Source organism: Dyella sp. AtDHG13 (assembly GCF_003201105.1).
GTDB classification, from domain to species: Bacteria; Pseudomonadota; Gammaproteobacteria; order Xanthomonadales; family Rhodanobacteraceae; genus Dyella; species Dyella jiangningensis_B.
In genome coordinates this window covers 1-26,919 of the sequence record NZ_QICJ01000023.1, presented here as the reverse complement: position 1 = coordinate 26,919, position 26,919 = coordinate 1, and the positions used below count along the sequence as shown (strand labels likewise).

The window sequence follows — 26,919 nt, the reverse complement described above, 5'->3', positions numbered from 1 at the left end:
TGGCGCAAGGAACCGTCAAGCTGTCCGAGCTGGCTGGCATCGTCGGGCCGCATCAGCAGCCCGTGATGCGCGACCGCTACTTCCGGCCCACGCGCACGCTGTCGGAATACACCCGGCTGGCCGAGCGCGACGGGGCTATCCCGGACTGAACACAGCCTACTGTGACTTTTTCAGTCTGGTGTCATACCGGGCAGGTCTCAATCGAGATTCTTGCGGCGTAGCCGCGCCAGTCTGATCCAAACGGACATGATGCCTGACGCGGACTGCGGCAGGCTGGCCTGTACGGCGTCCCACGGGAGGGACGCTGCCGCCGCAGCATTGAGACGAATACCGCAACGCATCGGAGCCAGTCGGACTTGACAGCCCAACTATTCCCTTAACCCATTTCGTTCTGATGACACCGATGTAGCACGTAGTTCTTCCGTCGCGGCCAGTCCTGTTCGCAGGGAGGTTGCGTCATGGTCGATCGCAGCGCCGAGCACTGGTATCCGACTGCCGCGTATCTGTACGTGCTGCACTTGGACGACCTTGGGACGGCCTGGGAATATCTGCGCAGAAACCCCGATTACCGGCTCGACTGGCTGCGCCATCATCGCCGGCCGAAAGCCGCGCAGCAGGCGGCGCATCGCTGGGGCTTGCGCCTGCTGGAAGATCCGGCGTTGGATGCGCGCGACGCGCATCCAGCCTGGTTGCCCGGCCATGTGGCCGTGGTGCAGCTCTATCCCGACGCCGATCCGCCGCAGTATGCTCCCGCGTTCACGTTTTGGCGCATTGCCGGGCACAAGCAACTGCTCCATGACGGCAAAGGGCTGGCGCTGATGGCGCACAGCCCAGGTCATTGCCTGCGCTTCGCGCTGGCGCCCGGCCTGGAAGACGGGATGGCTGTCGCCTATGCCCGCCGCGGCGGCGCCGCCGCACCTGCGCGCAACCATGCGCTCGGCGCGGCCCTGGCTTCTGCGAAGCCCAGGCCGGCACCCGCCGCGCTGCTTGAGCTACACACCTTGCAGGCGCTCGACGCAACCCTAGCGGGTGCGTCCTTGCGCGAGGTGGCCGAAGGCTTGTTCGGCGGCGATGCCGCAGCCGATTGGTACAGCGACGGCGGCCTGCGCTCCAAGGTACGCCGCTTGGTACGGCGCGGCGATGCGCTGATGCGCGGCGGCTATCGCCGCCTAGCACAGCTTCCGCCGCTTGAGAAGGGTCGTTTTGAGGACGACGCAAAACGGCCCTGAGCAGGACAGCTTGGTTTTCTGAGACTGCCTCCATCCGGTTGCGCTGTGTGGCCGGAGCTTTGAAAGCTATGGAGGTTCACACCATGCGTCCCGCTCCTTTGCGGCCTGCCGCCACTGTCTCGACCGCTGCCGCGCAGCCCCAACGCTATCTCACCAACGACGAAGCCGCCGAATACCTGCGCCTGTCGCCGCGCACGCTGGAAAAGCAGCGCGTGATCGGTGGTGGTCCGCGCTTTCGCAAGTTCGGCCGGCGCGTCATGTACGCCGTGGCCGACCTCGATGCCTGGGCCGCCGACCGCAGCTTCGAGACGACTTCCGATCCCGAGTACGCCGAGCACCACTCGGCCGACAGCCGTGCGCGCTGATCGGCGGCGCGCGGCAGGCCATCACCATGTCCAGCTCCGCGCTGCCGTTCCGGCAGCGGTCGTTGCAGGAGCGCGAACAGCTCGACCTGTTCCGCGCCTTGCCCGGCGACATGGCGCCGCGCGACAGCCAGGACTTGATGGCCTATCCGTTCTTCTCGCTCGGCAAGTCCAAGCGGGTCAAACCCATCGACTTCCGCGCGGGCAACGTGACGATCCGCGTAGAGGGCACGCAGGAGCACGGCATCGCCACGATTTGGGATGCGGACGTGCTGATATGGGCGGCCTCGCAGATCGTGGAAGCGAAGGACGCGGGCCTGCGCCCGTCGCGGCTGATGCGCGCGACGCCCTACGAGATCCTGCGCTTCATCGGGCGCGGCAAGTCGCTGCGCGACTACCAGCGCCTCAAGGCCGCGCTGGATCGCCTGCAATCGACCACGGTGGCCACGTCCATCCGCGAGACAACAGGCCGGCGCCTGCACCGCTTTTCGTGGATCAACGAATGGAAGGAACTGGCCGATGCCAGCGGCACGCCGCTGGGCATCGAGCTGATCCTGCCGGACTGGTTCTTTGCCGGCGTGCTCGACGCCGCGCTGGTGCTGACCATCGACCCGGCGTATTTCCGGCTCACCGGCGGCATCGAGCGGTGGCTGTACCGCCTGGTGCGCAAGCACGGCGGCAAGCAGGCATACGGCTGGCAGTTCGACTTTCGCTATCTGCACCAGAAGTCCGGCAGCACCGCGAAGCCCTACGACTTCGCCTGCGATCTGCGCGCGCTCGTCGCGCGGCAGTCGCTGCCCGGTTACGTCCTGGGCATCGAGCGGATGCCCGACAACGGCATGGAACTGCTGACGTTCCGGCCCGTGCCGCAGACGGCACGGGGATAACTCCGGGAAAGCCTGTGAATGGTGTCGTGCTATCAGGCGTGCGGGGTATCGTGCTATCAGGCGTGGGACTATCGTGCTATCAGGCGTGCCGATCGGCCGCAAACCCGCGCCAGCACTGGGTTTGCGCGTCCTCTAACTTCCCTAACTTAGTTTCTCTAACTTTTAGTAGGGAAACGCCGCTGCGGTGGACAACCACCCCGCGGCCACAAACGCAGCAGCAAAAGCCCGGCTTTCCAACACGGAGGGCCGCGCCATGATCGTCGCTCTGCTCAACCAGAAAGGCGGCGTGGGCAAGACCACGCTCGCCACGCACATCGCCGGCGAGCTGGCGATGCGCGGTCAGCACGTCGTCCTGCTGGACGCCGACCCGCAGGGTTCATCGCTGGACTGGACACAGCGCAGAAGCCAGCAAGGCTTGCCACGGCTGTTCAGCGCCGTGGGCCTTGCACGCGAAACGCTGCACCAAGAAGCGCCAGAACTCGCCAGGCGGGCCGATCACGTCGTCATCGACGGCCCGCCCAGGATCGCCGCCTTGGCGCGCTCCGCGCTGCTGGCGGCCGAGCGCGTGCTGATCCCCGTGCAGCCCAGCCCCTACGATCTGTGGGCCAGCGCCGAGATGGTGGCGCTGATCCGCGAGGCGCAAGTCTTTCGGCCCGCGCTGCGCGCGGCCTTCGTCATCAATCGGCGCGTCAGCACCACCATCATCGGGCGCGAAGCGCGCCAGGCGCTCGCCGACCAGCCACTTCCTGCGCTGCGCGCGGAAGTGCATCAGCGCATCGTGTTCGCCGACAGCGTAGCCGCTGGCCGGCTTGCACGCGAAACGGCGCCCGACAGCACCGCCGCCCGCGAAATCACCGCGCTGGTGGATGAACTGTTGCGGTGGCCGACATGACAGCGAAGCCGCCACCGAACAGCAAACGCACGGTCAAGCGCGTCGGCATCGGCGCACGTCCGCCCGCGAATCCACACGCCGAGGCGTGGATTCGCCAGGGCGATGCCGATGCGCTGGGCAAGGGCGACCTCTACACCGCCCGCCTGACCCTCGACATCACACCCGCGATGCGGGCACGCATCAAGGTGTCGGCCTTCACGCAAGGCGTGACCGTGGCCGACCTGCTGCGTGGCCTGTTGGAGCGGGAGTTTCCAGAGCACCGCAGGGAGAACGCACCATGACTGCATCCGCTTCGCCTGCCGCTGGCGCGGCTACGGCTGCACTTGCCGGCCAGCCTGCCAGCGCGCCGCTGACGCGCGTGGCGCTTGCCTACATCGAACCACGCTTCAAGCTCTACCTGCGCTTCGGCGAACCTGCGCGCACGCACCAGCTCGACCGCTGGCGCCGTTGCGCGGTGTTCCTGCCGGGCGCCATGTTGTGCCGTATCCGCTGGCAGGCCAACGACTACGGCACTGTGCGTTGGCAGCTCATGGTGATGCAGGCTTGCACGCCGCTGGATGCAGCGCAGCGCATCCCCGGCGTGCAGCCGGGGGCGCGCTTGCTGCTCCACGCCGAAGGGGAGAACCAGGTGCGCGCGGTGCTGGAGTGCATCGACGCCATCGAGGCGCTGGGCATCGCGCCCGCCGCTGTCTCGCCCGCGTACTGGCGCACGCTCGCCAACCGGCTCGCTGCACGCCTGCCGCTGCCCGAATACACCGCCGAGCGGCACGCTGCCTGGCTAACCGGGAGGACGCTGCCATGACGCTTCCATCCGCCGTTGCCAGCGCAACCGGCATCCCGCCGCATCCTCGCTCGCGCCTGCGCGCTCGCCTCGTGTTGGCGGGCCTGTCCGCCTGCGGCCTCGCTGCGCTCGCCTGGGCGTCCTTCGTGCATCCGCTGCCGCGCCTGATCTACAACCCGTCCGACAGCGTGGCGGTCGGCTGGTATCGCGTCGATCCGCAAGGCCACGGCACCGGCTCGCTGCCACGTCCCTTGTCCGTGGGCAGCATCGTCCTGACCACGCTGCCGCCAGACGCCGCCGCGCTGGCCGCGCAGCGCGGCTACCTGCCGGCGCGCGTGCCGCTGCTCAAGCGCGTGGGCGCCGTCGCGCCGCAGGAGTTGTGCAGCACTGGCCGCGTCGTCCGCATCGACGGCGTGCCTTCGGCCGCCGTGCTGCCTGCCGACCGCTGGGGCCGGCCGCTGCCATCCTGGCAGCAATGCCGCCGCCTCGAATCCGGCGAACTGTTCCTCTTGAGTGTGACCAACCCGGCGTCGTTCGACAGCCGGTATTTCGGGCCGGTCAGCGCATCCGCCGTGATCGGGGTCGCGCATCCAGTCTGGCTGGAATCCCGCCCATGATGGCCGCCGACTCGCTGCACGTTGCCGTGCATCTTGTCGTGCCATCGGGCGTGTCGCTCTGCTGGCCGTCGCCGTGTCGTCGCGCGTGCAGTGCGGGTGCATTCGCACCGCACTTCGCGCTGCCTTCGGCGCAGCCGTCCAACGTGCAGGCGTCTTGCCTCGAACGCGCCCGGCCTATGGCCGTCGCCGCGTTCGCCGGCGCGCTGGCTGCTCGCGCAGCAGCACCGCCGGGCCGCCGCTGCCCGGAGCGCCAGCGAGGGGCAAAGGCGGAAGGCAAGACAAAAGGACGCGGCACCGGGCCGCGTCGAAAGCCAGTCTGCACATGGGGGTGGCGCGGCACGCAGCGGCTTCGCCGCCGTGCCGCGTGGGGCGCGAGGCCCGCGCCAATGCAGGGCTGTCCGCGTGCTTCACACGACCGGACACGCCAGAGCTTGCAGGGAGCGCAGCCATGACCGACCGCCGCGACGATGATTTCCGCATCCGCCCCAGCGCACCGAAGAACCGGGGCCAGAGCTTCGTTTCCAAGGTGCTCAAGCAGGCAGGCAAGGCCAGTAGCGGCAAGTCGTCGGTGCGCCGTCCCGGCACTGCCAGCGGCTCCGGGAGGGGCAACGGCCAGCGGCCCGGCTCGCGCCTGGGGCGCGGCCACACGGCGGCGCGCTTCGCCGGAGCGAAGCTGACGCCCATGTCGCGGCGCGTGACCATCAAGACGCTACTGGTCAACCAGCGCCAAGCCAGCCCGCAGTCGCTCGCCAAGCACCTGCGCTACATCGAGCGCGATGGCGTAGGCCGCGATGGCGAGCCGGGCCAAGCCTACGGGCAGCAGACCGATGCCGCCGACCTCGACGCCTTCAAGGAACGCTGCACCGACGACCGGCACCATTTCCGCTTCATCCTCTCGCCCGAGGATGGGGCCGAGCTGGAAGACCTACGCACCTACACGCGGCACCTGATGGGCCGCATGGAGGCCGACCTGGGCACGGGCCTTGATTGGGTGGCCGTCAACCACTGGAACACCGACAACCCGCACACGCACATCGTCGTGCGCGGGCGCGACGATACGGGCAGAGACCTCATCATCGCGGGCGACTACATCGCCGATGGCTTCCGCCATCGTGCGGCCGAACTGGCGACCGAATGGCTGGGGCCACGCACCGAGCTGGAGATCCAGCAGACCTTGCAGCGCGAGGTGGAACAGGAGCGGTGGACGAGCCTGGATCGCACGCTCAAGCGCGAGCTGGGCGACGATGGCCTGGTGCATGTCGAACGGCTCAACGAGCCGAGGTTGCAACGCCAGCGCCTGCTGCTGATCGGCCGGCTGCAACGCTTGCAGCGTCTGGGCCTGGCCGACGAAACGCAGCCGGGCACCTGGGCGGTCCATACCGACGCCGAAAAGACCCTGCGCGCCCTGGGCGAGCGTGGCGACATCATCCGCACCATGCAGCGGGCCATGAGCGGCCAGCCGCGCGAGCTGGCGGTGTTCGAGCCGGGCGAGGATGGCCGAACCATCCTCGGCCGCGTGGCCGCGAAGGGGCTGGCCGACGAACTGCGCGACCGGGGCTATCTGGTCATCGACGGGGTGGATGGCAAGGCCCACTACGTCGCGCTCAACGCCCGCGACGAGCTGGCGAACTACCCAGCCGGTGCCGTGGTGGAGGTGAAGGGATCGGCCGACGTGCGCGCCGCCGACAAGAACATCGCCGCACTGGCGAGCGGTGGCCTGTACCGCACCGATCATCACCTCGCCATCGCGCAGGGTCAGGCCGTACCGGGCCGCGATCCGCAGGAAGTCGTCGCGGCCCACGTCCGCCGGCTGGAAGCCCTGCGCCGCGCTGGCATCGTGGAGCGCGTGGCCGAGGGACTATGGAAGGTGCCGGACGACCTGGCCGAACAGGGCCGCCGCTACGACGCGCAGCGCCTGGGCGGCGTGGCCGTGGAACTGAAATCGCACCTGCCCATCGAGCGGCAGGCCCGCGTTATCGGGGCCACCTGGCTTGACCAGCAGTTGATCGGCGGCGGCTCGGGCCTGGGCGACCTAGGCTTTGGCGGCGAGGCCAAGCAGGCAATGCAGCAGCGCGCCGACTTCCTGGCCGAACAGGGGCTGGCCGAGCGGCGTGGGCAGCGCGTGATCCTCGCGCGCAACCTGCTGGGCACGTTGCGCAATCGGGAGCTGGTGCAGGCCGCCAAGGACATTGCGGCCGAAACCGGCTTGGAACATCGGCCTGCGGGTGACGGTCAGCGCGTGGCCGGTATCTACCGGCGCAGCGTCATGCTCGCCAGTGGGCGCTACGCCATGCTCGATGACGGCAAGGGGTTCAGTCTGGTGCCGTGGCGGCCGGTGGTCGAGCAGCGGCTGGGCCAGCAGCTTGCCGCTACGGTGCGCGGCGGCGGCGTGTCCTGGGAGATAGGACGGCAGCGTGGGCCTGCCGTTGGTTAACTTCCTACGATAGCAGTGTCCGGCACGGGGTCGCACAATAAACCGATTGACGGTCGGTTTTTTGTGGTGGATACTCTTGAGTTCGAGTCAAAGCTCGGAGCCGACAACATTGACCAACCACAGCGTACCAACACTTGGCGATCTGGAAATCGCCGTGCTCGAAGACATCTGGCGCTTCGGCCCGTCCGACACCAAGGCGGTGTACGCGCGCATTGGGCAGTCTCGCTCGATTTCCTTGAACACCGTGCAATCCACGCTAGAACGTCTGTTTCGCAAGGCCATGCTCCAGCGCGAAAAGATCAGCCATGCCTACGAATACTCGGCACGAGTATCTCGCCGGGAACTGATCCAGAAGCTGGTCGAGTCCACGGTGCGTCGTGTCGCAGGCCCGCAGCCGGATGCGTTGTTGAGCGCCTTTGTCGATCTTGCTGCAAGGGCGGATGATGACCAGCTCAAGAGGCTGGAGGAGTTGATTGCCCGTCGTCGCGCTGAATTGGATCAGCCGTGATGACGAGTTATGGCCCACTACTTCAGTTCGCATTGCTATCCGGCTTCGTGCTGGCAGTAACGCTTACCCTGCTGATTGGAGCCTGCGAGCGCCCATTACGCCGTGCGCTGTCGGGAAAGACCCCCTATCAGCGAGCAAGAGTGTCTTGGTGGATGCTGGTAACACCCGCATTGGCGGGTATTGCCTATACGGCCATGACCATAGCCATGCCGTCGATGTTTGATGATTCGGCCAGATTTGCCGCTGCCTGCTCTGCGCACGCTGACACGCTGCTGCACCTGTGCGTTTGGCACCCGAGCGGCAATGGGCAAAGTGCCTGGCTATGGGGAGCATTGGCATTGTTGGCGGGATACGCGGTTTGGCTGGCTTTACGGGCCGCAGTTGGCCTTTGGCGTGCTCGTCGAACCCTTGCCTCGATGGTGCGCCTGAGCTGGCGTCCGGGGCATCCAGACAAACTTCGCGTGCTTGATGTCGATCAGCCTATGGCGCTGGCTTGTGGCGTCGGGAATGGCCACATCCTGCTTTCAACCTCGTTGATGCGGCGACTCGACCCAACGCAATTGCGCGTGGTGCTGGCGCACGAACAGGCTCATATCGCCAATCGAGATGTGCTGCATCGCCTGATCGCTGTCGTCTTGTCGAGCATCCAGTTGCCGGGCACTCGTCGCCGGCTGTTGCGCGATCTGGAACTCGCCTTGGAACAGCGTTGTGATTTCGCTGCTGCAAACGAAGTGGGATGCCCTGTCGCCGTGGCCGAGACCATCGTTGCAGTGGAGAAGATATTTCGGCAACACGCCAAGGAACAGGTGCCATTGGCGATGGCGTTCTTTTCCGATTTTATCCCTGAGCGTGTCGAGGCGTTGCTGTCGCCCAAGCACTCGTCTGTCTCATACTTGGGGCCGATGCTAGGCATTCTTGTTCTGGCGTTTTGCAGCCTATCTACAGGATGGCTGCATTCTGTGACCGAATCTCTCATCACTGTGATGACGAGGTAAGTCCATATGCGCGCGTGCTGTGTTTTTTTGCTCAAAAAACCGATTGACGATCGGTCTTATGGCGATTCCGCTCCGGCGTGCGCGGGAAGTCGTCACGCGGAATCGTTTGCTCGCCATCTGTTGTCGTCGTGAGGGTTTTCATGAATTTGATCCGCTTAGTAGTCTTGGTGTTCGTCGGAGCCTGCGGTACGTCCGCAGCCCTAGCCGCCGAACCCCTGCGGTTGGAGGAAGCAGTCTCCCGCGCGCTGGCCGCCCATCCATCCATTACCGCCGAAACGGCGCAACTCCAGGCCGTTCGAGCCCGCACGCAGCGCGAAGCCCTGCCACCGCCTTACACCATTGGCGGCGAGGTAGAGAACGTCGCCGGGAACGGCAACCTGCGAGGTATTCGCTCGGCCGAAACGACATTGCGCATCGGTCGGGTCATAGAACTCGGTGGCAAGCGCGAGGCTCGCCAAACGCTGGGACAAGCCGAACTGAGAGAACAAGAGCATCAGGCCACCAAAACGCGGATCGACCTGGCCAGTTCAACTACGGCCCGCTTCATTGAAGTGCTCGCTAGGCAACAGCGATTGACGTATGCCGAGGAGCGTATCAAGCAAGCGGAGCGCACCCGTCGAGAGGTTGCAGCGTGGGTAAAAGCCGCTCGCAATCCTGAGTCGGATTTGCAGGCCGCCGATATTGCGGTCGCTGAGGCGCAGCTCAATCGCGAGAGTGCTGAACTCGAATTGGCGAGCGCCAAGATGACTTTGGCCGCGAGCTGGGGGGCAATGACCCCCGACTTCGGCGAAGTCGTCGGCGACCTCCAAACCTTGCCGACCGTGGCGCCATTCGAGACGTTGGCTACCCGTTTGCCTATGACGCCGGAACTGTGGGCTTCGCGCTTGCGGGCCGACACCATCGGCGCCCGGCGCCGGCTCGCGGAGGCCGAAGCCAAACCCAACATTGACGTCAGCTTGGGCGTGCGACGTTTGGAAGCCTTCAAGGATCACGGCGTGGTGATGTCGATCTCGGTGCCGTTGGGTAGCCCGACGCGCTCTGGATACGCGGTGTCCCAGGCAAATGCGGAGCTTGCTGCGCTGGAAGCGCGGCGTGACGCCGAACGCTTCGAGCGCCACCAGACCCTGTTCGACAAGTATCAAGAACTCACGCACGCGCGAACAGAGGCTGAATCGTTACGCGCACGAATGCTGCCTATGGCTGAAAGCGCCCTGACAACAACTCGTCGCGGCTTTGAGCAAGGCCGATTCTCTTATTTGTCGCTGGCCCAAGCGCAGCGGACGCTGTTCGATCTGCGTGCGCGTGCTGTCGAAGCCGCCACCCGCTATCACCTTCTGCTGGTCGAGGTGGAACGCCTCACCGCCACCGTTGAGGACACCGCACCATGATTCGCATTCTCTCCCTGTTACTCCTTTGCGTATTTGCCGCTGCATGCAGCCCTGGCGGCGACAAACCCAAAGAGGAGGCCAGTGCCCAAGCCAGCGGAAGCTATGAGCGCGGGCCAAACAATGGCCGACTACTCCGTGATGGAGACTTCGCCCTGGAAGTCACCATCTACGAAACCAATGTGCCCCCGCATTACAGGCTCTACGCCTATCGCGACGGCAAGCCAGTCGCTCCCGCCGATGTCGTTGCGACTATCAAACTCTCCCGTTTGGATGGCGAGGTCAACCAGTTCACGTTCACGCCAGAGGGCAACTATCTGGTCGGCAGCGGTGAAGTGATCGAGCCGCATTCGTTCGATGTCGCCGTGTCCGCCGAACATGCCGGAAAGAAGTCCACTTGGTCTTACCAGTCCTATGAGGGCCGCGTAAGCATTCCGGCCGGCATCGCCAAGGATGCCGGTATCAAAACCGAATCAGCAGGGCCGGCAGTCATCCGAGACGTTGTGCGGTTGATGGGAACCGTTGTCCTAGATGCCGACAGACACGCGGCGGTTGGCGCACGCTTCCCTGGCATCGTGCGATCGGTGAACGTGCAGCAGGGCGAGCGAGTCCGCCGCGGCCAGACGCTGGCCGTCGTAGAGGGCAACGACAGTATGCGTACCTACCCGATTACCGCACCGTTCGATGGCGTGGTGCTCGCACGCAATACGAACGTCGGTGACGTGGCCGAGGCAGGTGCGCTGTTCGAGCTGGCCGACCCGTCCAACGTATGGATCGACCTGCGCGCCATTGGCACCGATGCCGAAGCCCTAAAGCCAGGACAGCCAGTACGAATCCGGTCAGCGACTGGGAAGACCGAAGCCAGCGGAAAGATTCAGCGACTGTTGCCGGTGGCCGGCAGCGGCCAGAGCGTCATTGCCCGCGTCAGCATCCCGAACTTGGAGGGACGTTGGCGCCCAGGTATGACCGTGGCAGCCGAGGTCACAGTAGGCACGCGCAACGTACCGCTGGCGGTAAAAGAGTCGGGGTTGCAGCGATTCCGCGACTTCACCGTGGTGTTCACGCAAGTCGGCGAGACATACGAAGTCCGAATGCTCGAACTTGGCGATCGTGATGGTGAATACGTTGAGGTGACTGGAGGACTCAAGCCCGGCACGAACTACGTGGCCGAGCAAAGTTTCCTGATACGCCAAGACATCGAAAAGTCTGGCGCAAGCCACGATCACTGAGGACGCGGATATGCTCGAACGTATCATTCGCGCGTCCATCGCGCATCGCTGGCTCGTGCTTCTATTGGTGCTCGCCCTGTCCGGGCTGGGGATCTGGAACTACAGCCGCTTACCGATCGACGCGATACCGGACATTACCAATGTCCAGGTACAGATCAATACCGAGGCGCCAGGCTACTCGCCAATGGAGGCTGAGCAGCGCGTCACTTTCCCGGTTGAGACGGCGCTGGCTGGCCTCGCTCGGCTCGACTACACCCGCTCGGTTTCCCGCTACGGTCTGTCGCAGGTCACTGCGGTCTTTGAGGACGGCACTGACATTTACTTTGCCCGTCAGCAGGTCGCCGAACGCTTGCAGCAGGCATCTTCGCAACTTCCGGCGGGCCTGAATCCCTCTCTCGGGCCAGTGGCAACCGGCCTGGGCGAGATATTCATGTACACCTTGGAACCCGAAAAGGGCTACGAGGAAATATGGACGCCGACCGCGCTGCGCACGTTGCAGGACTGGTCGGTGCGTCCGCAGCTCCGCAATCTGAAAGGCGTCACCGAGGTCAACACCATCGGCGGCTACGTGCGTCAATTCCACATCACGCCCGATCCGGTCAAGCTGCTGGCCTACGAGTTGACGATGAACGACGTGCTGAACGCCGTCGCGCGGAACAACGCCAACGTCGGCGCCGGCTACATCGAACGTCATGGCGAGCAGTACCTGATCCGCATCCCCGGACAAGTGCGCGACATCGAGCGACTGCGGAAAATTGTCGTGGCAACGCGCGATGGACTGCCACTCCGAATTGGCGACGTGGCGGAAGTTCTAGAGGGTAGCGAACTGCGAACCGGCGCGGCCACGAAAGACGGCAAAGAGGTCGTGCTGGGTACGGCATTCATGCTGATTGGCGAGAACAGCCGAGCAGTTGCACAGCGCACAGTAGAAAAGCTCGCTGAGATCGACGCGACACTTCCCGAGGGAGTCCGCGCGCACGCGGTTTACGACCGCACTCAACTCGTTGATCGCACCATCGCAACCGTGCAGAAGAATCTTCTGGAAGGCGCGTTGCTGGTGATCGCCGTGCTGTTCCTGTTGCTGGGCAACTTGCGTGCAGCCCTGATAACCGCTGCGGTGATTCCGCTCGCCATGTTGCTGACGATCACTGGCATGGTGCAGAACCGCATCTCGGCCAACCTAATGAGCCTGGGCGCGCTGGATTTCGGCCTGATTGTCGATGGTGCGGTCATCATCGTGGAAAACTGCTTGCGCAGGTTCAGTGAACGACAGCACCAGCTCGGTCGCCTGCTGACCCGTGATGAGCGTTTCTCGCTGGTTTCGAGCGCCAGCGCAGAGGTCATCAAGCCTGCCCTGTTCGGGTTGTTCATCATCACGGCTGTTTACCTTCCGATCTTCGCGTTGTCTGGTGTGGAAGGAAAGATGTTCCATCCGATGGCCCTCACCGTCGTGATCGCATTGACTGGTGCGATGGTGTTATCGTTGACCTTCGTGCCTGCTGCGGTCGCACTGTTTGTCACCGGCAAGGTTTCCGAGAAGGAAACCAAGGTGATGCGCGGCATCAGCCGCTTCTATGCGCCACTTCTCCAGAAGGCAATCAAGCTGAGAGTCGCCGTCGTCGCGGCGGCGGCAGTGCTGGTGGTGCTATCTGGTTTGCTTGCGACGCGCTTGGGCACCGAGTTCATCCCCAATCTGGATGAAGGTGACATCGCCTTGCACGCGATGCGCATTCCCGGAACGAGTCTGACCCAGGCGATTGGTATGCAGCGCCAGTTGGAGGCGCGGATCAAGGAGTTTCCAGAGGTGGAGGAAGTCGTCGCCAAGATCGGTACTGCTGAGGTTGCGACTGACCCCATGCCGCCTTCGGTGGCTGACACTTTCATCATGCTCAAGGATCGTAGCGAATGGCCCGATCCGCGCAAACCGAGAGCCGTACTGCTTGCCGAACTGGAGAAGGCGGTGAACGCCATTCCCGGCAACAACTACGAGTTCACTCAACCCGTGCAGATGCGCATGAATGAGTTGATCGCAGGTGTCCGTGCCGAGGTGGCGATCAAGGTGTATGGCGATGACATGGAGCAACTGGCCCAAATAGGCTCGAAGATTGAAGCCGTGGCCGAGAGTATCGAGGGGTCTGCCGACGTGGCGCTCGAACAGATTACGGGCCTGCCGCTGATGACGATCACGCCGAACGTGGATGCGCTGTCCCGATACGGCTTGGCGATCGACGACGTACAGCAAACGGTGGCAATCGCCCTTGGCGGTGCCGTCGCCGGCCAGGTGTTTGAGGGCGATCGCCGATTCGATATCGTAGTTCGGCTGCCCGAAGCGCAACGCCAAGACCCGAAGGCACTGGCGACACTGCCCATTCCGGTTCCGGCCGGCGCTGCTGCCGGGCTGGGCCAAGCCGCCTACGTGCCGCTCGGGCAGCTTGCGTCGATCGAAGTGGCGCCCGGCCCCAATCAGATCAGCCGCGAGAACGGTAAACGCCGGATCGTTATCACCAGCAATGTGCGCGGACGCGATCTAGGGTCGTTCGTGGAAGAACTGCGTGAACGCGTAAGCCGTGAAATCACGCTGCCAGAGGGCTATTGGGTCAACTACGGAGGCACGTTCGAGCAACTCATCTCGGCTAGCCAACGCCTGTCCGTCGTCGTACCGGCTGTACTGGTTCTGATCTTCGGCCTGCTGTTCATGGCCTTCGGTTCGGGCCGGGATGCCACTGTCGTCTTTAGCGGTGTGCCGTTAGCGCTGACGGGTGGCGTTGCCGCATTGTGGCTGCGCGATATTCCGCTTTCGATTTCGGCAGGGGTCGGCTTCATTGCCCTATCCGGTGTGGCAGTGCTCAACGGCCTGGTGATGGTGAGCTTCATTCGCAAGCTGCACCACGATGGCGCGCCGATTCAGGATGCCATTGTGAATGGCGCGATGACGCGGCTACGCCCGGTGCTGATGACTGCGCTGGTTGCAAGCCTCGGTTTCGTACCGATGGCCATCAACGTTGGAACGGGCGCGGAAGTGCAACGACCCCTCGCAACTGTCGTCATCGGCGGCATTGTCTCTTCGACGCTGCTGACGTTGCTGGTACTGCCGGCCCTGTATCGCCTCATTCATCGGCGTACCGACCGCCAGAACACCGCGCCAGCGTAAGCACGATGCCAATTTATCAACAGGTTCACATGGTGCGGCGAACGCAAGAAAGATGCTTGCCGCACTCGAACAACAAGGATTTTTAGGAGATTAATTGAGGTATGACATTCATGCGTGAAAGATCACTTGACGTAATACTGGATCGCTATCGACCGATCTGGCAACGGATTTCCCTGTTTCTCATGGCGACGGTTCTCCTGTTGTTCGCGTGTGCGAATCAGGCGCTCGCCCATGCCGTTGCCGAGGGTGATAAGGGCTACATCCAGGAAATATCCGGCGTCAACCTCATCCCTTTTATGTATCTAGGGGCGAAGCACATGGCGACAGGGTACGACCATATCCTGTTCCTGCTCGGTGTGATCTTCTTCCTGTACCGGATGAAGCATATCGCCCTGTATGTGACGCTATTTGCCATCGGCCACTCGACGACGATGCTGCTTGGCGTGTATTTCAACGTCGGGATAAACAGCTACATCATCGACGCGATCATCGGTCTTTCGGTGGTTTACAAGGCGCTCGACAACATCGGCGCATTTCAGCGTTGGCTCGGCTTCCAGCCCAACACGAAAGTCGCAACAGTCGTATTCGGACTCTTTCACGGATTCGGCCTGTCAACCAAGATCATCGAATACAACATCTCGCCCGATGGCCTGATTCCAAATCTTTTGGCATTCAATGTCGGCGTTGAAATCGGGCAGTTGATCGCGCTCGGCACTATTCTGATCGCAATGAGCTACTGGCGCCGAACAGCTAGTTTCTGGCGCCATGCGTACACCGCCAACGTAGCGATGATGTGTGCCGGTTTCATCCTGATCGGCTATCAGCTCACCGGCTATTTCGTTTCCTGAATCAAACACGGAGAAAATTCCATGTACAACGTATCCAAGCCAACCCTCGACGACCTTCCATCGTCGAAACAACTGCTGCGCTCGACGCTCATTGCACTCGTCGCCGCCATCGCAATTTTGGTCGGCATCGTCCTTCCCTCCGAGTACGCGATCGACCCAACAGGGATTGGTCGCGTCCTCGGCCTGACGGAAATGGGGGAGATCAAGGCGCAATTGGCCGAAGAAGCCGCTGCGGATGCCGCGAAGGATGCAGCCATGCCCGCTGCCGCGACGACAGGGAATGCAGGCACCGCCGCGCCTGCACAAGCACAGAACGCCGCGCAGGCGGAGAACGGCGCCGCCTGGCGCGATGAAATGCGCGTCGCACTCAAGCCCGGCCAAGGGGCGGAGGTGAAGTTGAGTATGAAGGCCGGCGAGCAGGTCGAGTTCAGTTGGGTTGCCGAAGGGGGCGTTGTGAACTTCGATACCCACGGCGATGGTGGCGGCCAGTCCATCAGTTATGAAAAGGGTCGCGCGGTGCCCGCTAGCAATGGCGTGATCGAGGCTGCCTTTAGTGGAAATCACGGTTGGTTCTGGCGGAACCGTGGCGACGCTGACGTGACGGTGATTGTTCGCACTCGCGGTCAATACATGGAAATGAAGCGCGTCTTGTGATTGGCAAATTGGTTACGGGCACATGCCCATGCACTCCGGCTTCCCCCCCATGCCAATTGCATGGCAGGAAGCCGAAGTTTCCCGCCCTGCCACATAGGCCGGGCCTCATCCCAGGAGATATTGAAATGAACATTCGTCCGGTTTTGATTGCAGCTCTAGCCAGCGCCTCGCTCGCTTCGCCATTCGTGATGGCCCATACCGGCGGGCATGACGACGATGCGAAGGCGATACCGAAGACATGCGAGCAATTGGCAGATACGAAGCGGTATATCAGTGACGTGGCTTATCCCGAAGTAAAGAAGCTGAAGGAGCAATGCGACGCCGCGAAGAAGAAGCCAAACGCGGCGCAATCTTCTGCGGAACGCCGCCCGTCCAACGGCGGCAACTGATTGTTTAGGGCGTAGCCGCGACTCACAGGTCGCGGCTACCGCCTGCGATGCGCACTCGTGGGAGCTATTCGTCTATGGAGTTGAGACATCTAAAATACTTTCTCGCCGTGGCGGAGGAGCTTCACTTCGCTAGAGCTTCGGAGAAGCTGCACATTGAACAATCTCCACTTTCTCGCGCCATTAAGGAGCTAGAGGAGGAACTAGGTGTTGTACTGTTTGCCCGTACCACACGCAGCACTCGCCTAACACGTGCAGGTAAGTTGTTTCTGGAGCATGTCCGCCGGGTATTTGCTGTTCTGCAACAAGCGCGCGACAGCGTAAAAGCAGCGGCCAATGGATTTCACGGTCAGTTGCGGGTGGCCTTATCGGACGGCATTACACCGTCGCGCCTTCCGGCGGTGCTCGCTTTGTGCCGACAGGAAGAACCTGAAGTCGAGATTCGCTTCTCCGAAGTGCCGTTGTCGCAACAAATCAAGGGGCTACACGACGATCTTTATGACGTAGGATTCGCGCAATCAGACGAAGTGGGCGAGGGCATCGTCGCTATACCCGTCTGGAGCGATGCGCTCATGGTGGCTGTACCTGCTCGACATCCTCTGCTGGCGCATAAGCGCATTCCGTTGGAGGAACTGCTCCGCTACCCTCTGGTTCTGTGCGATCCACAGGTTTGCGAAAGCCACGCGAAACACGTTGATCGGGTACTGCGCCGTGCGGACATGGAACCCTTGATCGCGGAGCGCGTGGCCTCCTGCGATTTGATGATGGCGCTTGTATCGGCCGGCTTCGCGCTTGGGCTTACGGGTGCAGCACACATTACAGCTAGCAGAGAACCGGGCGTGGTGGCCCGCCCCTTGGCATCACGTGTCCCACCCCTGACAACCTATCTGCTGCACCCTATAGGCGAACCATCGGAGGTTCTGGCTCGATTCATTGAGCGCGTACAGGCCATCGAATCTCTGGAATCTCCCAGGCCCATGCTGGGCCGCAATCTTGATCCCCCGGAGGAACCTGCGCCATGACGAAGATCATCCTTTTCTTGCTGGTGCCGGTGTTGACCGCCTGCGGCCAGTCCGAAACGTCTCAGAAGGCCAACACATCGGAAGCGAATATCCCAACGGTGGAGGAACTGGCAGCCAATCCCGAACGGTTGAAGGAACTACGCCAGCAGTGCAAGACGGATCGGCCCAAGCTGGGTGACGTGCTCTGCAATCGGGTGGCCGAGGCCACGCGCAAACGGTTCTATGGCGACGGCGAAACGCCCTACACGCCGCCGAAGGAATCGCCCAAGTTCTGATCGTTGGCAGTTCGCCGCATCGGCTGCGTATTTCGGCGAACGTGATCAGTGATTTCGGTTGAACGTGATCAGTGGTTCCGAATGATGGTGATCGGCCGTTTCGGTCGAAGGTGATCGCTGATCACCGGCTTCCGAAACGAGCGATCATCTTGCCGAAACGGGTGATCACGTTCCCGGAATGAGTGATCAGCGAACCGAAACAGCTGATCACGCAACCGAAACGGGATGGCCGTTCCGGCTCGGCGGTGGTGTTGCGCATGTGATCAACGACGGGCGTTAGCCTTGTCTCTTTTTAGGGGACAGGTTGATGCCGGCACATCGGATGAGCATGCGCAAACTGAAGGAAGTACTGCGGCTGAAGTGGGCGTGCGGCCTGTCGCACCGCCAGATCAGCCGGGCGATCGGCATCAGCGTCGGCGCCATCTCGGCGTACGCCGCCCGCGCCAGCGCGGCGGGGCTTGACTGGGCTGCTGTTGAACCGCTGGCCGACGACGAGCTCGAGATCAGGTTGGACCTGCCGGCGGAAGCAGCGGCTCCGACCCGGCGGGTCGAACCGGATTACGCGGCGATGCACCGCGACCTGCGCCGCAAGGGCGTGACGCTGCAGTTGCTCTGGGAGGAGTACGTCGAAGCCCACTCCAGCCAACGCACCTACCGCTATACGCAGTTCTGCCAGCGATACAAGGACTGGGCCGCGGCGCTGAAGCGCTCGATGCGCCAGCAACACCGCGCCGGCGAGAAGCTGTTCGCCGACTTCGCCGGACAGACCGTGCCGGTTCTTGGCCGCGACGGCGGCGTCGCGTTCAAGGCCCACGTGTTCGTGGCCGTCCTCGGCGCCTCGAACTACACCTACGCATGTGCGACGCGTTCCGAGGCCATGCCCGATTGGATCGGCAGCCTGATCGACGCGTTGGAATTCTACGGCGGCGTTCCCGAACTGCTGGTGCCCGACAACCCCAAGGCCTTGATCGCCAAGGCAGACCGGTACGAACCGGTGCTGGGCAACACGACGCAAGACTTCGTGAACCACTACGCGACCGCCATGTTGCCGGCGCGGCCGCGCAAGCCGCAGGACAAAGCAAAGGTCGAGGTCGGTGTGCAGATCGTCGAGCGCTGGATCCTCGCACGGCTGCGCAACCACCGCTTCTACAGCCTGGCCGAGCTGAACAAGGCGATCGGCAAGCTGATCGTCGACCTGAACCAGCGTCCGTTCAAGAAGCTCGACGGCAATCGCCGCGAATGGTTCGAGCGGCTCGACCGTCCGGCGCTGCGCCCGTTGCCGACCCGCCGATACGAGATCGCGACCTTCGTGAAGTGCCGCGTCAACATCGACTACCACGTCGAAGTCGATCACCACTATTACAGCGTTCCGCACAGCCTTGTGCGTCAAGAGGTCTACGCGCGCGTCACGCGCCACGGCGTCGAGATCCTACACCGCGGCAAGCGCGTTGCCGCCCACGCCCGCAGTCGACTCCGGAACAAGCATACGACGTTGCCCGAGCACATGCCGGCGGCGCACCGCGCCCACATGGAATGGACGCCCGGGAGATTGCTGAACTGGGGCGCTTCCGTCGGTCCCGGTGCCGAAGCGATCGTCAAACACCTGCTGACCAATCGGCCGCACCCCGAGATGGGGTACCGCGCGTGCCTCGGACTGCTGTCGCTCTCGCGCAAGTACGGCAAGGAACGGCTGGAAGCCGCCTGCCAGCGGGCGCTCGTGATCGGTTCTCCGACCCGTCGCTCCGTGCTGTCAATCCTCGAATCCGGCCTGGACCGACAGCCGATGCTCCCGATTCCGCTCACCGAATGGCATTCGCCCGATCACGAGAACGTGCGCGGGCCCGACTATTACCACTGACCCAAGGAGGTCGCGATGTTGATGCAGCAAACCCTCACTCAGCTCAAGTCCCTGAAGCTCGACGGCATGGCCCGCGCGTTCGAGGAACAGGCGGCGTTGACCGCCAGCACCAGCCTGTCGTTCGAAGAACGCTTCGGCATGGTCGTCGATCGCGAACTTGCCTGGCGCGATACCCGGCGGCTCGAGCGGCTGCTGAAGTCCGCGAAACTCAAGAATCCTCAGGCCTGCATCGAGGACATCGAGTACCGGCAGAGTCGCGGTATCGACAAAAGCGTCGTTGCCGCACTCGCTGGTTGCGACTGGATCCGCAATGCACAAAACCTCATCCTGACTGGGCCGACCGGCGCGGGCAAGACGTGGATCGCCTGCGCGTTTGGTCAGCAGGCCTGCCGACAGGGCTTCTCCGTGATGTACGTCCGCGTTGCCCGGCTGTTCGAGGAATTGAAGATCGCCCACGGCGACGGCAGCTTCACGCGGCGGCTCGCGCAGCTCGCCAAAATGGACGTCCTGCTGCTCGACGACTGGGGCCTGCAGGACCTCGATCAGAGTGCCCGAAATGACCTGCTCGAAGTGCTCGACGACCGCGTCGGCACGCGATCCACGATCATTACCAGCCAGCTGCCACTGGAACACTGGCATGCGTGGCTGCAGGACCCGACGCTCGCCGACGCGATCCTCGACCGGCTCGTCCATCAGGCCCACAAGCTGCCGTTGAAGGGCGAATCGATGCGAAAGACCAACGCCAAGCAGTCCTCCGCATCCTGATCGTGATCGCCTTCGCTATAATCCATTGACCGCGCAACACCACCTTCCAAACTGATCACGTTCGCCGAAACGGCTGATCACCATCACCGAAATCCGCACATCGGCTTCAATTTTCTGTTCGACACGCCGCAATGCGCTATCGCTTGCGGCGTTTTTCTTTGGTTCGACGCCGCGCGAATTCTGTCTTTTTGCTCGACCTTTCTGCTCGAAACGGTCTTTGACCGGCACTGACCCGGCACCGATCCTGACGCTAGCGGCACGTCCTTGTGCCGCGCTTTCCATGAGGAAGAAGCGCAGGAGAAATCGGAGGCCAGGTAATGCAAGGGACGAACGTGCTGTTCGGTCAGATCGCCGTGGTATTCGGCATCGTGATCGCCGGCGTGTGGGGCGCCACACAATGGACAGCAGCCGCCCTTGGTTATCAGCTACGCCTTGGCTCGCCCTGGTTCGATCTTCTTGGCACACCGATCTACCACCCGTGGAAGCTGTTTGAGTGGTGGTTCTTCTTCGATGCCTACGCGCCGCGCGTGTTCGATACCGGCGGCGCCATCGCGGGTGGCAGCGGCCTGCTGGCGGTGGTGGTCGCCATCGGCATGTCGATCTGGCGCTCACGGCAATCGCGCCTGGTCACGACCTACGGCTCGGCGCGCTGGGCGAACGCGGATGACATTCGCAAGGCGGGTCTGACGCAGCCGGCCGGCGTATTCCTCGGCCAGCACGACCGCCAGTACCTGCGGCATGAAGGCCCGGAACACGTCCTGACCTTCGCTCCCACACGCTCAGGCAAAGGTGTCGGCCTGGTGGTGCCGACGCTGCTTTCCTGGTCTGCGTCCGCCGTCATCCACGACATCAAAGGCGAGAACTGGCAGATCACTGCCGGCTGGCGTAGCCGTTTCAGCCACTGCCTGCTGTTCAACCCCACCGATGCAAAGTCGGCGGCCTACAACCCACTGCTGGAGGTGCGGCGCGGCGCGCATGAGGTGCGCGACGTGCAGAACATCGCGGACATTCTGGTCGATCCCGAAGGTGCGCTGGAGAAGCGCAACCATTGGGAAAAGACCAGCCATGCGCTGTTGGTCGGCGCCATCCTGCATGTGCTCTACGCGGGCGAAGACAAGACGCTGCGCGGCGTCGCCAACTTCCTGTCCGACCCGGCCAGCCCCTTCGAGCTGACCTTGCACCGGATGATGACCACGCCGCACCTCGGCGATGGGCCGCATCCTGTCGTCGCTTCGGCGGCGCGCGAAGTGCTCAACAAGTCGGACAACGAGCGTTCCGGCGTGTTGAGCACCGCCATGTCGTTCCTCGGCCTGTACCGCGACCCCACGGTGGCCGAAGTCACATCGCGCTGCGACTGGCGCATTGCCGACCTGATCGCGGCAGAGCATCCGGTGTCGCTGTATTTGGTGGTGCCGCCCTCGGACATATCGCGGACGAAGCCGCTCATCCGCCTGATCCTCAACCAGATCGGCCGGCGCCTCACCGAATCGCTCGATGGCTCCGATGGCATCGAGCGCCGCCACAAGCTGCTACTGATGCTCGATGAGTTCCCTGCGCTGGGACGACTCGACTTCTTTGAGACGGCCTTGGCCTTCATGGCGGGCTACGGCATCCGCAGCTTCCTCATCGCGCAGTCGCTCAACCAGATCGACAAAGCCTACGGCCAGAACCATTCGATTCTCGACAACTGCCATGTGCGCGTGACGTTCGCCACGAACGACGAGCGCACGGCCAAGCGCATTTCCGAGACGCTGGGCACGGCCACCGAACTGCGCGCCCAGCGCAACTACGCGGGCCACCGGCTCGCGCCGTGGCTGGGCCACCTGATGGTGTCGCGCCAGGAAACCGCGCGCCCGCTGCTGACGCCGGGCGAAGTCATGCAGCTTCCGCCCGACGAGGCCGTGGTGATGGTGTCCAGCGTGGCGCCCATCAAGGCCAAGAAGCTGCGCTACTACGCGGACGCCAATTTCAAGCGTCGCGTGCTGCCGCCGCCCGCGCTGGCGGACGGGCAGTACGCCGACGCGCCGCCGTCGCGGCCCGACGACTGGAGCGGGCTGGCGATTCCTGCCGTGCCCGCTGCACTGGCCGCCGCATCCGCCGATGGCCTGGAGAACTTGGGTTCGACCGACGACGGCGGCCCGCGCCGTCAGCCCGAACTCGCCGAAACCGTCGCCTATGACCCCGAGCTGGCCGCTCCCGCGGCCGACCTTGGGCTGCTCGATGACGACGACGACCCGCCGCTTCGCCTTCCTCGCCAGCTTGATCCAGCCATGCAGCGCACGGCCCGGCTGGCTTCCCTCGACCCCAACGACGGAATCGAGCTATGAGCCACTACCGCCTCAACCTGTTCATCCAGCCGGAGCACGCCAAGCGGCTCGATGAGCTGGCCGCCAAGAAAGGCGTGTCCAAGTCGTCGATCGTCGCGGCGGCGCTCGCATCGTGGCTTTCGCCCGATGCTGCCGACCAGCGCGAGGCGGCCATTGCCAAGCGGCTTGATCGCCTGTCGCGCCAAGCCGAGCGCATGGAGCGCGACCAGAACATCGCCATCGAAACGCTGGCGCTGTTCATCCGCTACTACCTCACGGTCAGCACGCCAGTTCCCGAGGCGCACCAAGACGCGGCACGCGCGCAGGGCAAAGCGCGCTTCGAGCAGTTCACCGAGCAGCTTGGCCGCCACCTGCTGCGGGGCCGCAGCCTGGTGCGCGACGTGGTGGAGGAACTGCACCCCGACCCGATGCGGATGGAGGACGCGGCAGCAGTCGCGCAAGCGCAGGAGCGTGCGTCATGAGCGCCGTTCCGCAGTCCATGAGCGCCACGTCGCTCGACCGCCGCATCCAGATGCTGCGCACGGCGATGGGGCCACTGATCGCCGCTGCGCTCGAAGACCCGGACGTGGTGGAGGTGATGCTGAATCCCGATCGCACCCTTTGGGTGGATCGGCTTTCCAGTGGGCGTGCGCCGATGGGCGTGGAACTGCCCGAGGCGGACGGCGAGCGAATCATCCGCCTGGTCGCCGCCCACGTCGGCGCGGAAGTCCATCGCGGCCAGCCGCTGCTGTCCGCCGAGTTGCCCGAAACCGGCGAACGCTTCGAGGGCATCTTGCCTCCGGCAGCGCCGGGGCCGGCCTTCGCGCTGCGCAAACGCGCCATCGGCGTGATTCCGCTGGAGCGGTACGTCATCGACGGGATGATGACCAGCGCGCAGGCGGGCTTTCTCGTTCGCGCCGTGCGCGAGCGGCAGAACGTCCTGATCGCCGGCGCCACCAGCAGCGGTAAGACCACGCTCGCCAATGCGCTGCTGGCCGAGATTGCCGCCACAGGCGACCGCGTGCTGGTGCTCGAAGACACGGTGGAGCTGCAATGCGCGGCCCGCGACCACGTTCCCCTGCGCACGCGCGCAGGCGTGGTGTCGATGACCGAACTGGTGCGCTCGTCCATGCGCCTGCGCCCTGATCGCGTCGTCGTCGGCGAGGTGCGCGGTGCCGAGGCGCTGGATCTCATCAAGGTGTGGGGCACGGGCCACCCCGGCGGCATCGCCACGATCCATGCCGGCTCCGCGCTCGGCGCGCTGCTGCGCCTGGAGCAACTGATTCTCGAAGTGGCGGTGAATCCGCCCCGTGCGCTGATCGCCGAGGCGGTCAACGTGGTGATCCACATCGCCGGGCGCGGGCGCAAACGCCGCATCGAGAACATCGCCCGCGTCGTCGGCTTCGACGGCGTGGGCTACCAACTGGCGGATGCACTGGAAACGCCGTTTCCCGAGCTGCCGCCACTTCCCGATGCCGCACCCGCTGCGGCGACTTCCCCATCCCCTGACTCACTTGGAGAACTGCCATGACGCAGATGACCATTCCTGCTTTCCGTATTTCTGCAAATCCGGCTTTGCGTCTTGCGCGGCTGCGCTGCCTGGCCCGCCCTGCGGGGCAAGGGCTGCTGCTGGCCGCGCTGCTGCTGTTCCTGGCCGGAACCGCGCAGGCCGCCGGTTCCTCGATGCCGTGGGAAGGCCCGCTGCAATCCATCCTCGAATCCATCCAGGGGCCGGTGGCGCGCATCGTCGCGGTCATCATCATCATCGCTACGGGCCTCGCGCTCGCCTTCGGCGACACGTCCGGCGGCTTCCGCAAGCTGATCCAGATCGTCTTCGGTCTGTCCATCGCCTTCGCGGCTTCGAGCTTCTTCCTGTCGTTCTTCAGCTTCTCCGGCGGGGCCGTCGTATGAGTGCCCCGGACACCTTCGCGGACGGCTTCGAGGTGCCGCTGCATCGCTCGCTGACCGAGCCGATTCTGCTTGGCGGTGCGCCGCGCACGGTGGCGATCGCCAACGGCACGCTGGCCGCCGCTGTCGGCCTGGGCCTGCAACTGTGGATTCCGGGCGTGGTGCTCTGGGTTGTCGGCCATTCGCTGGCGGTATGGGGCGCGCGCGTCGATCCGCAGTTCATGCAGGTCTTCGCCCGGCACATCAAGCACCGCCCGCTACTGGACGTGTGAGGGGAGGACGCCGCGATGCTGAACCTCGCCGAATACCGCCAGCGCCCGGCCTTGCTTGCCGACTGGCTGCCCTGGGCCGGGCTGGTCGCACCGGGCGTCGTCTTGAACAAGGACGGCAGTTTCCAGCGCACGGCCCGGTTTCGCGGGCCTGACCTCGACAGCGCGACGCAAGGCGAGCTAATCGCCACGTCGGCGCGGTTGAACAACGCGCTGCGTCGCATGGGATCGGGCTGGGCGCTGTTCATCGAGGCCGAGCGCCGCGCCGCCGCCGACTATCCGCGCTCGGAGTTTCCCGAGCCGCTTTCGTGGCTGGTGGAGGAAGAACGCCGGGCCGCCTTCGAGGAATCGGGCAATCACTTCGAGAGCGGCTATCACCTGACGCTGCTTTACCTGCCGCCGGAAGAATCCCGCGCCCGTGCAGCCAAGATGCTCTACGAGAACACGCCGACGACCGGCGTGGACTGGCGCGAGCGGCTGCAAGCCTTCGTCGCGGAAACGGATCGCGTCTTTGACCTGCTCGACGGCGTGATGCCGGAGATCGCCTGGCTCGATGACAGCCAGACGCTGACCTACCTGCACGCGACCATCTCGACGCGGCGCTATCGCGTGGGCGTGCCCGAAGTGCCGTTCCACATCGACGCGCTGCTGACCGACTCGCCGCTGGTCGGTGGCCTGGCGCCCATGCTGGGCAACCAGCACCTGCGCGTGGTGTCGGTGCGAGGTTTCCCGACCTCGACCTGGCCGGGGATTCTGGATGACCTCAACCGCCTTGGCTTTGCGTACCGCTGGAGCACGCGCTTTCTCTGCCTCGACAAAGCCGAGGCGGAGAAAGAACTTTCCCGCCTGCGCCGCCAGTGGTTCGCCAAGCGCAAGAACGTCATCGCGCTGCTGCGCGAAACGATCTTCCAGCAGGAAAGCCCGCTGGTCGATACCGACGCCAACAACAAGGCCGCCGATGCGGACGCTGCCTTGCAGGAGTTGGGCAGCGATCAAGTCGCCTTCGGCTACCTGACGGCGACCGTCACCGTCATGGACGAGGACGCCGCCGTGGCGGACGAGAAGCTGCGCATGGTGGAGCGCGTCATCCAGGGCCGGGGCTTCGTGACCATTCCCGAAGCGCTCAACGCCGTGGATGCGTGGCTGTCGTCCATTCCGGGCAACGCCTACGCCAACGTGCGCCAGCCCATCGTCTCGACGCTGAATCTTGCGCACCTGATGCCGGTGTCGGCGGTGTGGGCAGGGCCGGAGAAGAACTACCACCTCGACGGCCCGCCGCTGATCGTCACGCGCACCGAGGGCGCGACGCCGTTCCGGCTGGTGACGCACATCGGCGATGTGGGGCATACGCTGGTGGCTGGCCCGACCGGCATGGGCAAGTCGGTTCTGCTCGCCACGCTGGCGATGCAGTTCCGCCGCTATCGCGGTTCGCGCATCTTCGCCTTCGACATGGGCCGCTCGATGCGGGCCACGATCCTGGGCCTGGGCGGCGAGCACTACGACCTGGGCACGGATGGCGAAATCGCCTTCCAGCCACTGGCACGCATCGACCGCGAGGGCTACCGCACCTGGGCCGCCGAATGGATCGAAGGCCGCTTGCTGCACGAAGGCGTGGCGGTCGGCCCCGACGAGAAGGCGGCTATCTGGTCGGCGCTGGGAAGTCTCGCCGGGGCGCCGGTGGAGCAGCGCACGATGACGGGGCTTTCCGTGCTGTTGCAATCGAACACGCTGCGGCAGGCGCTGTCGCCTTATGTGCTCGGCGGTGCCCACGGCAAGCTGCTGGACGCCGACCACGACCGGCTGGGCACGGCCGACGTGCAGTGCTTCGAGATGGAGGAGCTGATGCACAGCAAGGCCGCCGTCATGGCCGTGCTGCATTACCTCTTTGCGCGTTTTGATGAACGCTTCGACGGGGCGCCCACGCTGCTGATCCTCGACGAAGCATGGCTGTTCCTCGATGACCCGGTGTTTGCCGCGCGTATCCGCCAGTGGCTCAAGACACTGCGCAAGAAGAACGTCAGCGTCATATTCGCCACGCAGAGCCTTGCCGACATCAAGGATTCGAGCATCGCACCCGCGATCATCGAAAGCTGCGCGAGTCGGATTTTCTTGCCCAACCCGCAGGCGACCGAGCCGCAGATTCGCACGATCTACGAGG

Annotated in this window: 29 protein-coding genes; 27 read left to right on the top strand and 2 right to left on the bottom strand. The window is 64.1% G+C overall.

Features of this window, described 5'->3' with window-relative positions; translation table 11 throughout:
* The 19 genes from BDW41_RS22660 to BDW41_RS22560 all read left to right on the top strand — a co-directional run.
* Positions 1–149 (top strand): DUF2958 domain-containing protein (locus BDW41_RS22660; RefSeq protein WP_146217407.1); only part of this gene is annotated, 149 nt, incomplete at its 5' end.
* A 309-nt stretch (positions 150–458) separates the two neighbouring features.
* On the top strand, positions 459–1,229 hold the full coding sequence (locus tag BDW41_RS22655) for a DUF2285 domain-containing protein (RefSeq protein ID WP_023114173.1): 771 nt from the start codon (positions 459–461) through the stop codon (positions 1,227–1,229).
* 83 nt (positions 1,230–1,312) lie between these two features.
* The gene (locus BDW41_RS22650) at positions 1,313–1,594 is read left to right on the top strand and encodes a helix-turn-helix domain-containing protein (RefSeq protein WP_003107109.1); all 282 of its coding nucleotides are present in this window, start codon (positions 1,313–1,315) and stop codon (positions 1,592–1,594) included.
* A 26-nt stretch (positions 1,595–1,620) separates the two neighbouring features.
* Entirely contained in the window at positions 1,621–2,478 is an 858-nt protein-coding gene (locus BDW41_RS22645) for a replication initiator protein A (protein ID WP_023103960.1), read from the top strand.
* Positions 2,479–2,731: 253 nt separating this feature from the next.
* The gene (gene parA / locus BDW41_RS22635; protein WP_023103959.1) at positions 2,732–3,370 is read left to right on the top strand and encodes a ParA family partition ATPase; all 639 of its coding nucleotides are present in this window, start codon (positions 2,732–2,734) and stop codon (positions 3,368–3,370) included.
* The gene (locus tag BDW41_RS22630) at positions 3,367–3,651 is read left to right on the top strand and encodes a hypothetical protein (protein ID WP_023103958.1); all 285 of its coding nucleotides are present in this window, start codon (positions 3,367–3,369) and stop codon (positions 3,649–3,651) included. Before parA ends, BDW41_RS22630 begins: the two co-directional genes overlap by 4 nt.
* Positions 3,648–4,172, top strand: coding sequence for a DUF2840 domain-containing protein (locus BDW41_RS22625; protein ID WP_023103957.1), 525 nt, complete (start codon positions 3,648–3,650; stop codon positions 4,170–4,172). The genes BDW41_RS22630 and BDW41_RS22625 overlap by 4 nt, the downstream gene beginning before the upstream one ends.
* Complete coding sequence (locus BDW41_RS22620) at positions 4,169–4,768, top strand: S26 family signal peptidase (protein ID WP_023103956.1); 600 nt, start codon at positions 4,169–4,171, stop codon at positions 4,766–4,768. The genes BDW41_RS22625 and BDW41_RS22620 overlap by 4 nt, the downstream gene beginning before the upstream one ends.
* A gap of 448 nt (positions 4,769–5,216) precedes the next feature.
* Positions 5,217–7,202 carry a relaxase/mobilization nuclease and DUF3363 domain-containing protein gene (locus BDW41_RS22610; RefSeq protein ID WP_034011144.1) on the top strand — a complete coding sequence of 662 codons (1,986 nt, stop codon included), beginning with the start codon at positions 5,217–5,219 and terminating at the stop codon, positions 7,200–7,202.
* Between the two features lie 109 nt (positions 7,203–7,311).
* Positions 7,312–7,710 (top strand): BlaI/MecI/CopY family transcriptional regulator, encoded by a 399-nt coding sequence (locus BDW41_RS22605; protein WP_023114178.1) that lies wholly within the window; start codon positions 7,312–7,314, stop codon positions 7,708–7,710.
* Positions 7,710–8,705, top strand: a complete 996-nt coding sequence (locus tag BDW41_RS22600) for a M56 family metallopeptidase (protein ID WP_034011145.1) — start codon at positions 7,710–7,712, stop codon at positions 8,703–8,705. The genes BDW41_RS22605 and BDW41_RS22600 overlap by 1 nt, the downstream gene beginning before the upstream one ends.
* A 140-nt stretch (positions 8,706–8,845) precedes the next feature.
* Positions 8,846–10,093: a TolC family protein gene (locus tag BDW41_RS22595; protein ID WP_003111094.1), complete on the top strand. Its 1,248-nt coding sequence runs from the start codon at positions 8,846–8,848 to the stop codon at positions 10,091–10,093.
* Positions 10,090–11,319, top strand: coding sequence for an efflux RND transporter periplasmic adaptor subunit (locus tag BDW41_RS22590; RefSeq protein WP_003111093.1), 1,230 nt, complete (start codon positions 10,090–10,092; stop codon positions 11,317–11,319). The genes BDW41_RS22595 and BDW41_RS22590 overlap by 4 nt, the downstream gene beginning before the upstream one ends.
* Before the next feature lie 10 nt (positions 11,320–11,329).
* A complete protein-coding gene (locus BDW41_RS22585) occupies positions 11,330–14,470 on the top strand; it encodes a CusA/CzcA family heavy metal efflux RND transporter (RefSeq protein WP_003111092.1) in 3,141 nt (1,046 codons plus the stop codon).
* 182 nt (positions 14,471–14,652) lie between these two features.
* A complete protein-coding gene (locus BDW41_RS22580; RefSeq protein ID WP_233497004.1) occupies positions 14,653–15,318 on the top strand; it encodes a HupE/UreJ family protein in 666 nt (221 codons plus the stop codon).
* 21 nt (positions 15,319–15,339) lie between these two features.
* A complete protein-coding gene (locus BDW41_RS22575) occupies positions 15,340–15,972 on the top strand; it encodes a hypothetical protein (protein WP_034011148.1) in 633 nt (210 codons plus the stop codon).
* A gap of 125 nt (positions 15,973–16,097) precedes the next feature.
* A complete protein-coding gene (locus BDW41_RS22570; protein WP_023114185.1) occupies positions 16,098–16,361 on the top strand; it encodes a hypothetical protein in 264 nt (87 codons plus the stop codon).
* 74 nt (positions 16,362–16,435) lie between these two features.
* Positions 16,436–17,380 carry a LysR family transcriptional regulator gene (locus BDW41_RS22565; protein WP_071557914.1) on the top strand — a complete coding sequence of 315 codons (945 nt, stop codon included), beginning with the start codon at positions 16,436–16,438 and terminating at the stop codon, positions 17,378–17,380.
* A complete protein-coding gene (locus BDW41_RS22560) occupies positions 17,377–17,655 on the top strand; it encodes an EexN family lipoprotein (protein WP_034011149.1) in 279 nt (92 codons plus the stop codon). The genes BDW41_RS22565 and BDW41_RS22560 overlap by 4 nt, the downstream gene beginning before the upstream one ends.
* A gap of 121 nt (positions 17,656–17,776) precedes the next feature.
* Here the strand turns inward: BDW41_RS22560 and BDW41_RS23610 are convergent, their stop codons facing one another.
* The gene (locus BDW41_RS23610; protein ID WP_165487627.1) at positions 17,777–17,914 is read right to left on the bottom strand and encodes a hypothetical protein; all 138 of its coding nucleotides are present in this window, start codon (positions 17,912–17,914) and stop codon (positions 17,777–17,779) included.
* A 48-nt stretch (positions 17,915–17,962) separates the two neighbouring features.
* On the opposite strand from BDW41_RS23610, the gene istA reads away from it, so the two are divergent.
* Positions 17,963–19,513 (top strand): IS21 family transposase, encoded by a 1,551-nt coding sequence (istA, locus tag BDW41_RS22555; RefSeq protein WP_060090837.1) that lies wholly within the window; start codon positions 17,963–17,965, stop codon positions 19,511–19,513.
* A 15-nt stretch (positions 19,514–19,528) separates the two neighbouring features.
* Positions 19,529–20,278, top strand: a complete 750-nt coding sequence (gene istB, locus BDW41_RS22550; protein WP_046196630.1) for an IS21-like element ISBmu3 family helper ATPase IstB — start codon at positions 19,529–19,531, stop codon at positions 20,276–20,278.
* A 15-nt stretch (positions 20,279–20,293) separates the two neighbouring features.
* On the opposite strand, the gene BDW41_RS23275 is transcribed toward istB, so the two are convergent.
* A complete protein-coding gene (locus tag BDW41_RS23275; protein ID WP_146217406.1) occupies positions 20,294–20,560 on the bottom strand; it encodes a hypothetical protein in 267 nt (88 codons plus the stop codon).
* Between the two features lie 35 nt (positions 20,561–20,595).
* On the opposite strand from BDW41_RS23275, the gene BDW41_RS22545 reads away from it, so the two are divergent.
* From BDW41_RS22545 to trbE, 6 genes are all read left to right on the top strand, one after another.
* Positions 20,596–22,605, top strand: coding sequence for a conjugal transfer protein TraG (locus BDW41_RS22545; RefSeq protein ID WP_034011150.1), 2,010 nt, complete (start codon positions 20,596–20,598; stop codon positions 22,603–22,605).
* Positions 22,602–23,066 (top strand): ribbon-helix-helix protein, CopG family, encoded by a 465-nt coding sequence (locus BDW41_RS22540; protein ID WP_031656909.1) that lies wholly within the window; start codon positions 22,602–22,604, stop codon positions 23,064–23,066. The genes BDW41_RS22545 and BDW41_RS22540 overlap by 4 nt, the downstream gene beginning before the upstream one ends.
* Entirely contained in the window at positions 23,063–24,115 is a 1,053-nt protein-coding gene (trbB, locus tag BDW41_RS22535; protein ID WP_023114193.1) for a P-type conjugative transfer ATPase TrbB, read from the top strand. Before BDW41_RS22540 ends, trbB begins: the two co-directional genes overlap by 4 nt.
* Positions 24,112–24,495 carry a TrbC/VirB2 family protein gene (locus BDW41_RS22530; protein WP_023114194.1) on the top strand — a complete coding sequence of 128 codons (384 nt, stop codon included), beginning with the start codon at positions 24,112–24,114 and terminating at the stop codon, positions 24,493–24,495. The genes trbB and BDW41_RS22530 overlap by 4 nt, the downstream gene beginning before the upstream one ends.
* Entirely contained in the window at positions 24,492–24,764 is a 273-nt protein-coding gene (locus tag BDW41_RS22525; RefSeq protein ID WP_023114195.1) for a VirB3 family type IV secretion system protein, read from the top strand. Before BDW41_RS22530 ends, BDW41_RS22525 begins: the two co-directional genes overlap by 4 nt.
* Positions 24,765–24,779: 15 nt before the next feature.
* Positions 24,780–26,919: conjugal transfer protein TrbE (gene trbE, locus BDW41_RS22520; protein WP_110301697.1), on the top strand; the 2,140-nt coding region annotated here is incomplete at its 3' end.

Bases quoted from the DNA above. Each gene is read 5' to 3' on its own strand.
- BDW41_RS22655 (WP_023114173.1), top strand. From the start codon at position 459: ATGGTCGATCGCAGCGCCGAGCACTGGTATCCGACTGCCGCGTATCTG.
- BDW41_RS22650 (WP_003107109.1), top strand. From the start codon at position 1,313: ATGCGTCCCGCTCCTTTGCGGCCTGCCGCCACTGTCTCGACCGCTGCC.
- BDW41_RS22645 (WP_023103960.1), top strand. From the start codon at position 1,621: ATGTCCAGCTCCGCGCTGCCGTTCCGGCAGCGGTCGTTGCAGGAGCGC.
- parA (WP_023103959.1), top strand. From the start codon at position 2,732: ATGATCGTCGCTCTGCTCAACCAGAAAGGCGGCGTGGGCAAGACCACG.
- BDW41_RS22630 (WP_023103958.1), top strand. From the start codon at position 3,367: ATGACAGCGAAGCCGCCACCGAACAGCAAACGCACGGTCAAGCGCGTC.
- BDW41_RS22625 (WP_023103957.1), top strand. From the start codon at position 3,648: ATGACTGCATCCGCTTCGCCTGCCGCTGGCGCGGCTACGGCTGCACTT.
- BDW41_RS22620 (WP_023103956.1), top strand. From the start codon at position 4,169: ATGACGCTTCCATCCGCCGTTGCCAGCGCAACCGGCATCCCGCCGCAT.
- BDW41_RS22610 (WP_034011144.1), top strand. From the start codon at position 5,217: ATGACCGACCGCCGCGACGATGATTTCCGCATCCGCCCCAGCGCACCG.
- BDW41_RS22600 (WP_034011145.1), top strand. From the start codon at position 7,710: ATGACGAGTTATGGCCCACTACTTCAGTTCGCATTGCTATCCGGCTTC.
- BDW41_RS22595 (WP_003111094.1), top strand. From the start codon at position 8,846: ATGAATTTGATCCGCTTAGTAGTCTTGGTGTTCGTCGGAGCCTGCGGT.
- BDW41_RS22590 (WP_003111093.1), top strand. From the start codon at position 10,090: ATGATTCGCATTCTCTCCCTGTTACTCCTTTGCGTATTTGCCGCTGCA.
- BDW41_RS22585 (WP_003111092.1), top strand. From the start codon at position 11,330: ATGCTCGAACGTATCATTCGCGCGTCCATCGCGCATCGCTGGCTCGTG.
- BDW41_RS22580 (WP_233497004.1), top strand. From the start codon at position 14,653: ATGGCGACGGTTCTCCTGTTGTTCGCGTGTGCGAATCAGGCGCTCGCC.
- BDW41_RS22575 (WP_034011148.1), top strand. From the start codon at position 15,340: ATGTACAACGTATCCAAGCCAACCCTCGACGACCTTCCATCGTCGAAA.
- BDW41_RS22570 (WP_023114185.1), top strand. From the start codon at position 16,098: ATGAACATTCGTCCGGTTTTGATTGCAGCTCTAGCCAGCGCCTCGCTC.
- BDW41_RS22565 (WP_071557914.1), top strand. From the start codon at position 16,436: ATGGAGTTGAGACATCTAAAATACTTTCTCGCCGTGGCGGAGGAGCTT.
- BDW41_RS22560 (WP_034011149.1), top strand. From the start codon at position 17,377: ATGACGAAGATCATCCTTTTCTTGCTGGTGCCGGTGTTGACCGCCTGC.
- BDW41_RS23610 (WP_165487627.1), bottom strand. From the start codon at position 17,914: ATGCGCAACACCACCGCCGAGCCGGAACGGCCATCCCGTTTCGGTTGC.
- istA (WP_060090837.1), top strand. From the start codon at position 17,963: ATGCCGGCACATCGGATGAGCATGCGCAAACTGAAGGAAGTACTGCGG.
- istB (WP_046196630.1), top strand. From the start codon at position 19,529: ATGTTGATGCAGCAAACCCTCACTCAGCTCAAGTCCCTGAAGCTCGAC.
- BDW41_RS23275 (WP_146217406.1), bottom strand. From the start codon at position 20,560: ATGGAAAGCGCGGCACAAGGACGTGCCGCTAGCGTCAGGATCGGTGCC.
- BDW41_RS22545 (WP_034011150.1), top strand. From the start codon at position 20,596: ATGCAAGGGACGAACGTGCTGTTCGGTCAGATCGCCGTGGTATTCGGC.
- BDW41_RS22540 (WP_031656909.1), top strand. From the start codon at position 22,602: ATGAGCCACTACCGCCTCAACCTGTTCATCCAGCCGGAGCACGCCAAG.
- trbB (WP_023114193.1), top strand. From the start codon at position 23,063: ATGAGCGCCGTTCCGCAGTCCATGAGCGCCACGTCGCTCGACCGCCGC.
- BDW41_RS22530 (WP_023114194.1), top strand. From the start codon at position 24,112: ATGACGCAGATGACCATTCCTGCTTTCCGTATTTCTGCAAATCCGGCT.
- BDW41_RS22525 (WP_023114195.1), top strand. From the start codon at position 24,492: ATGAGTGCCCCGGACACCTTCGCGGACGGCTTCGAGGTGCCGCTGCAT.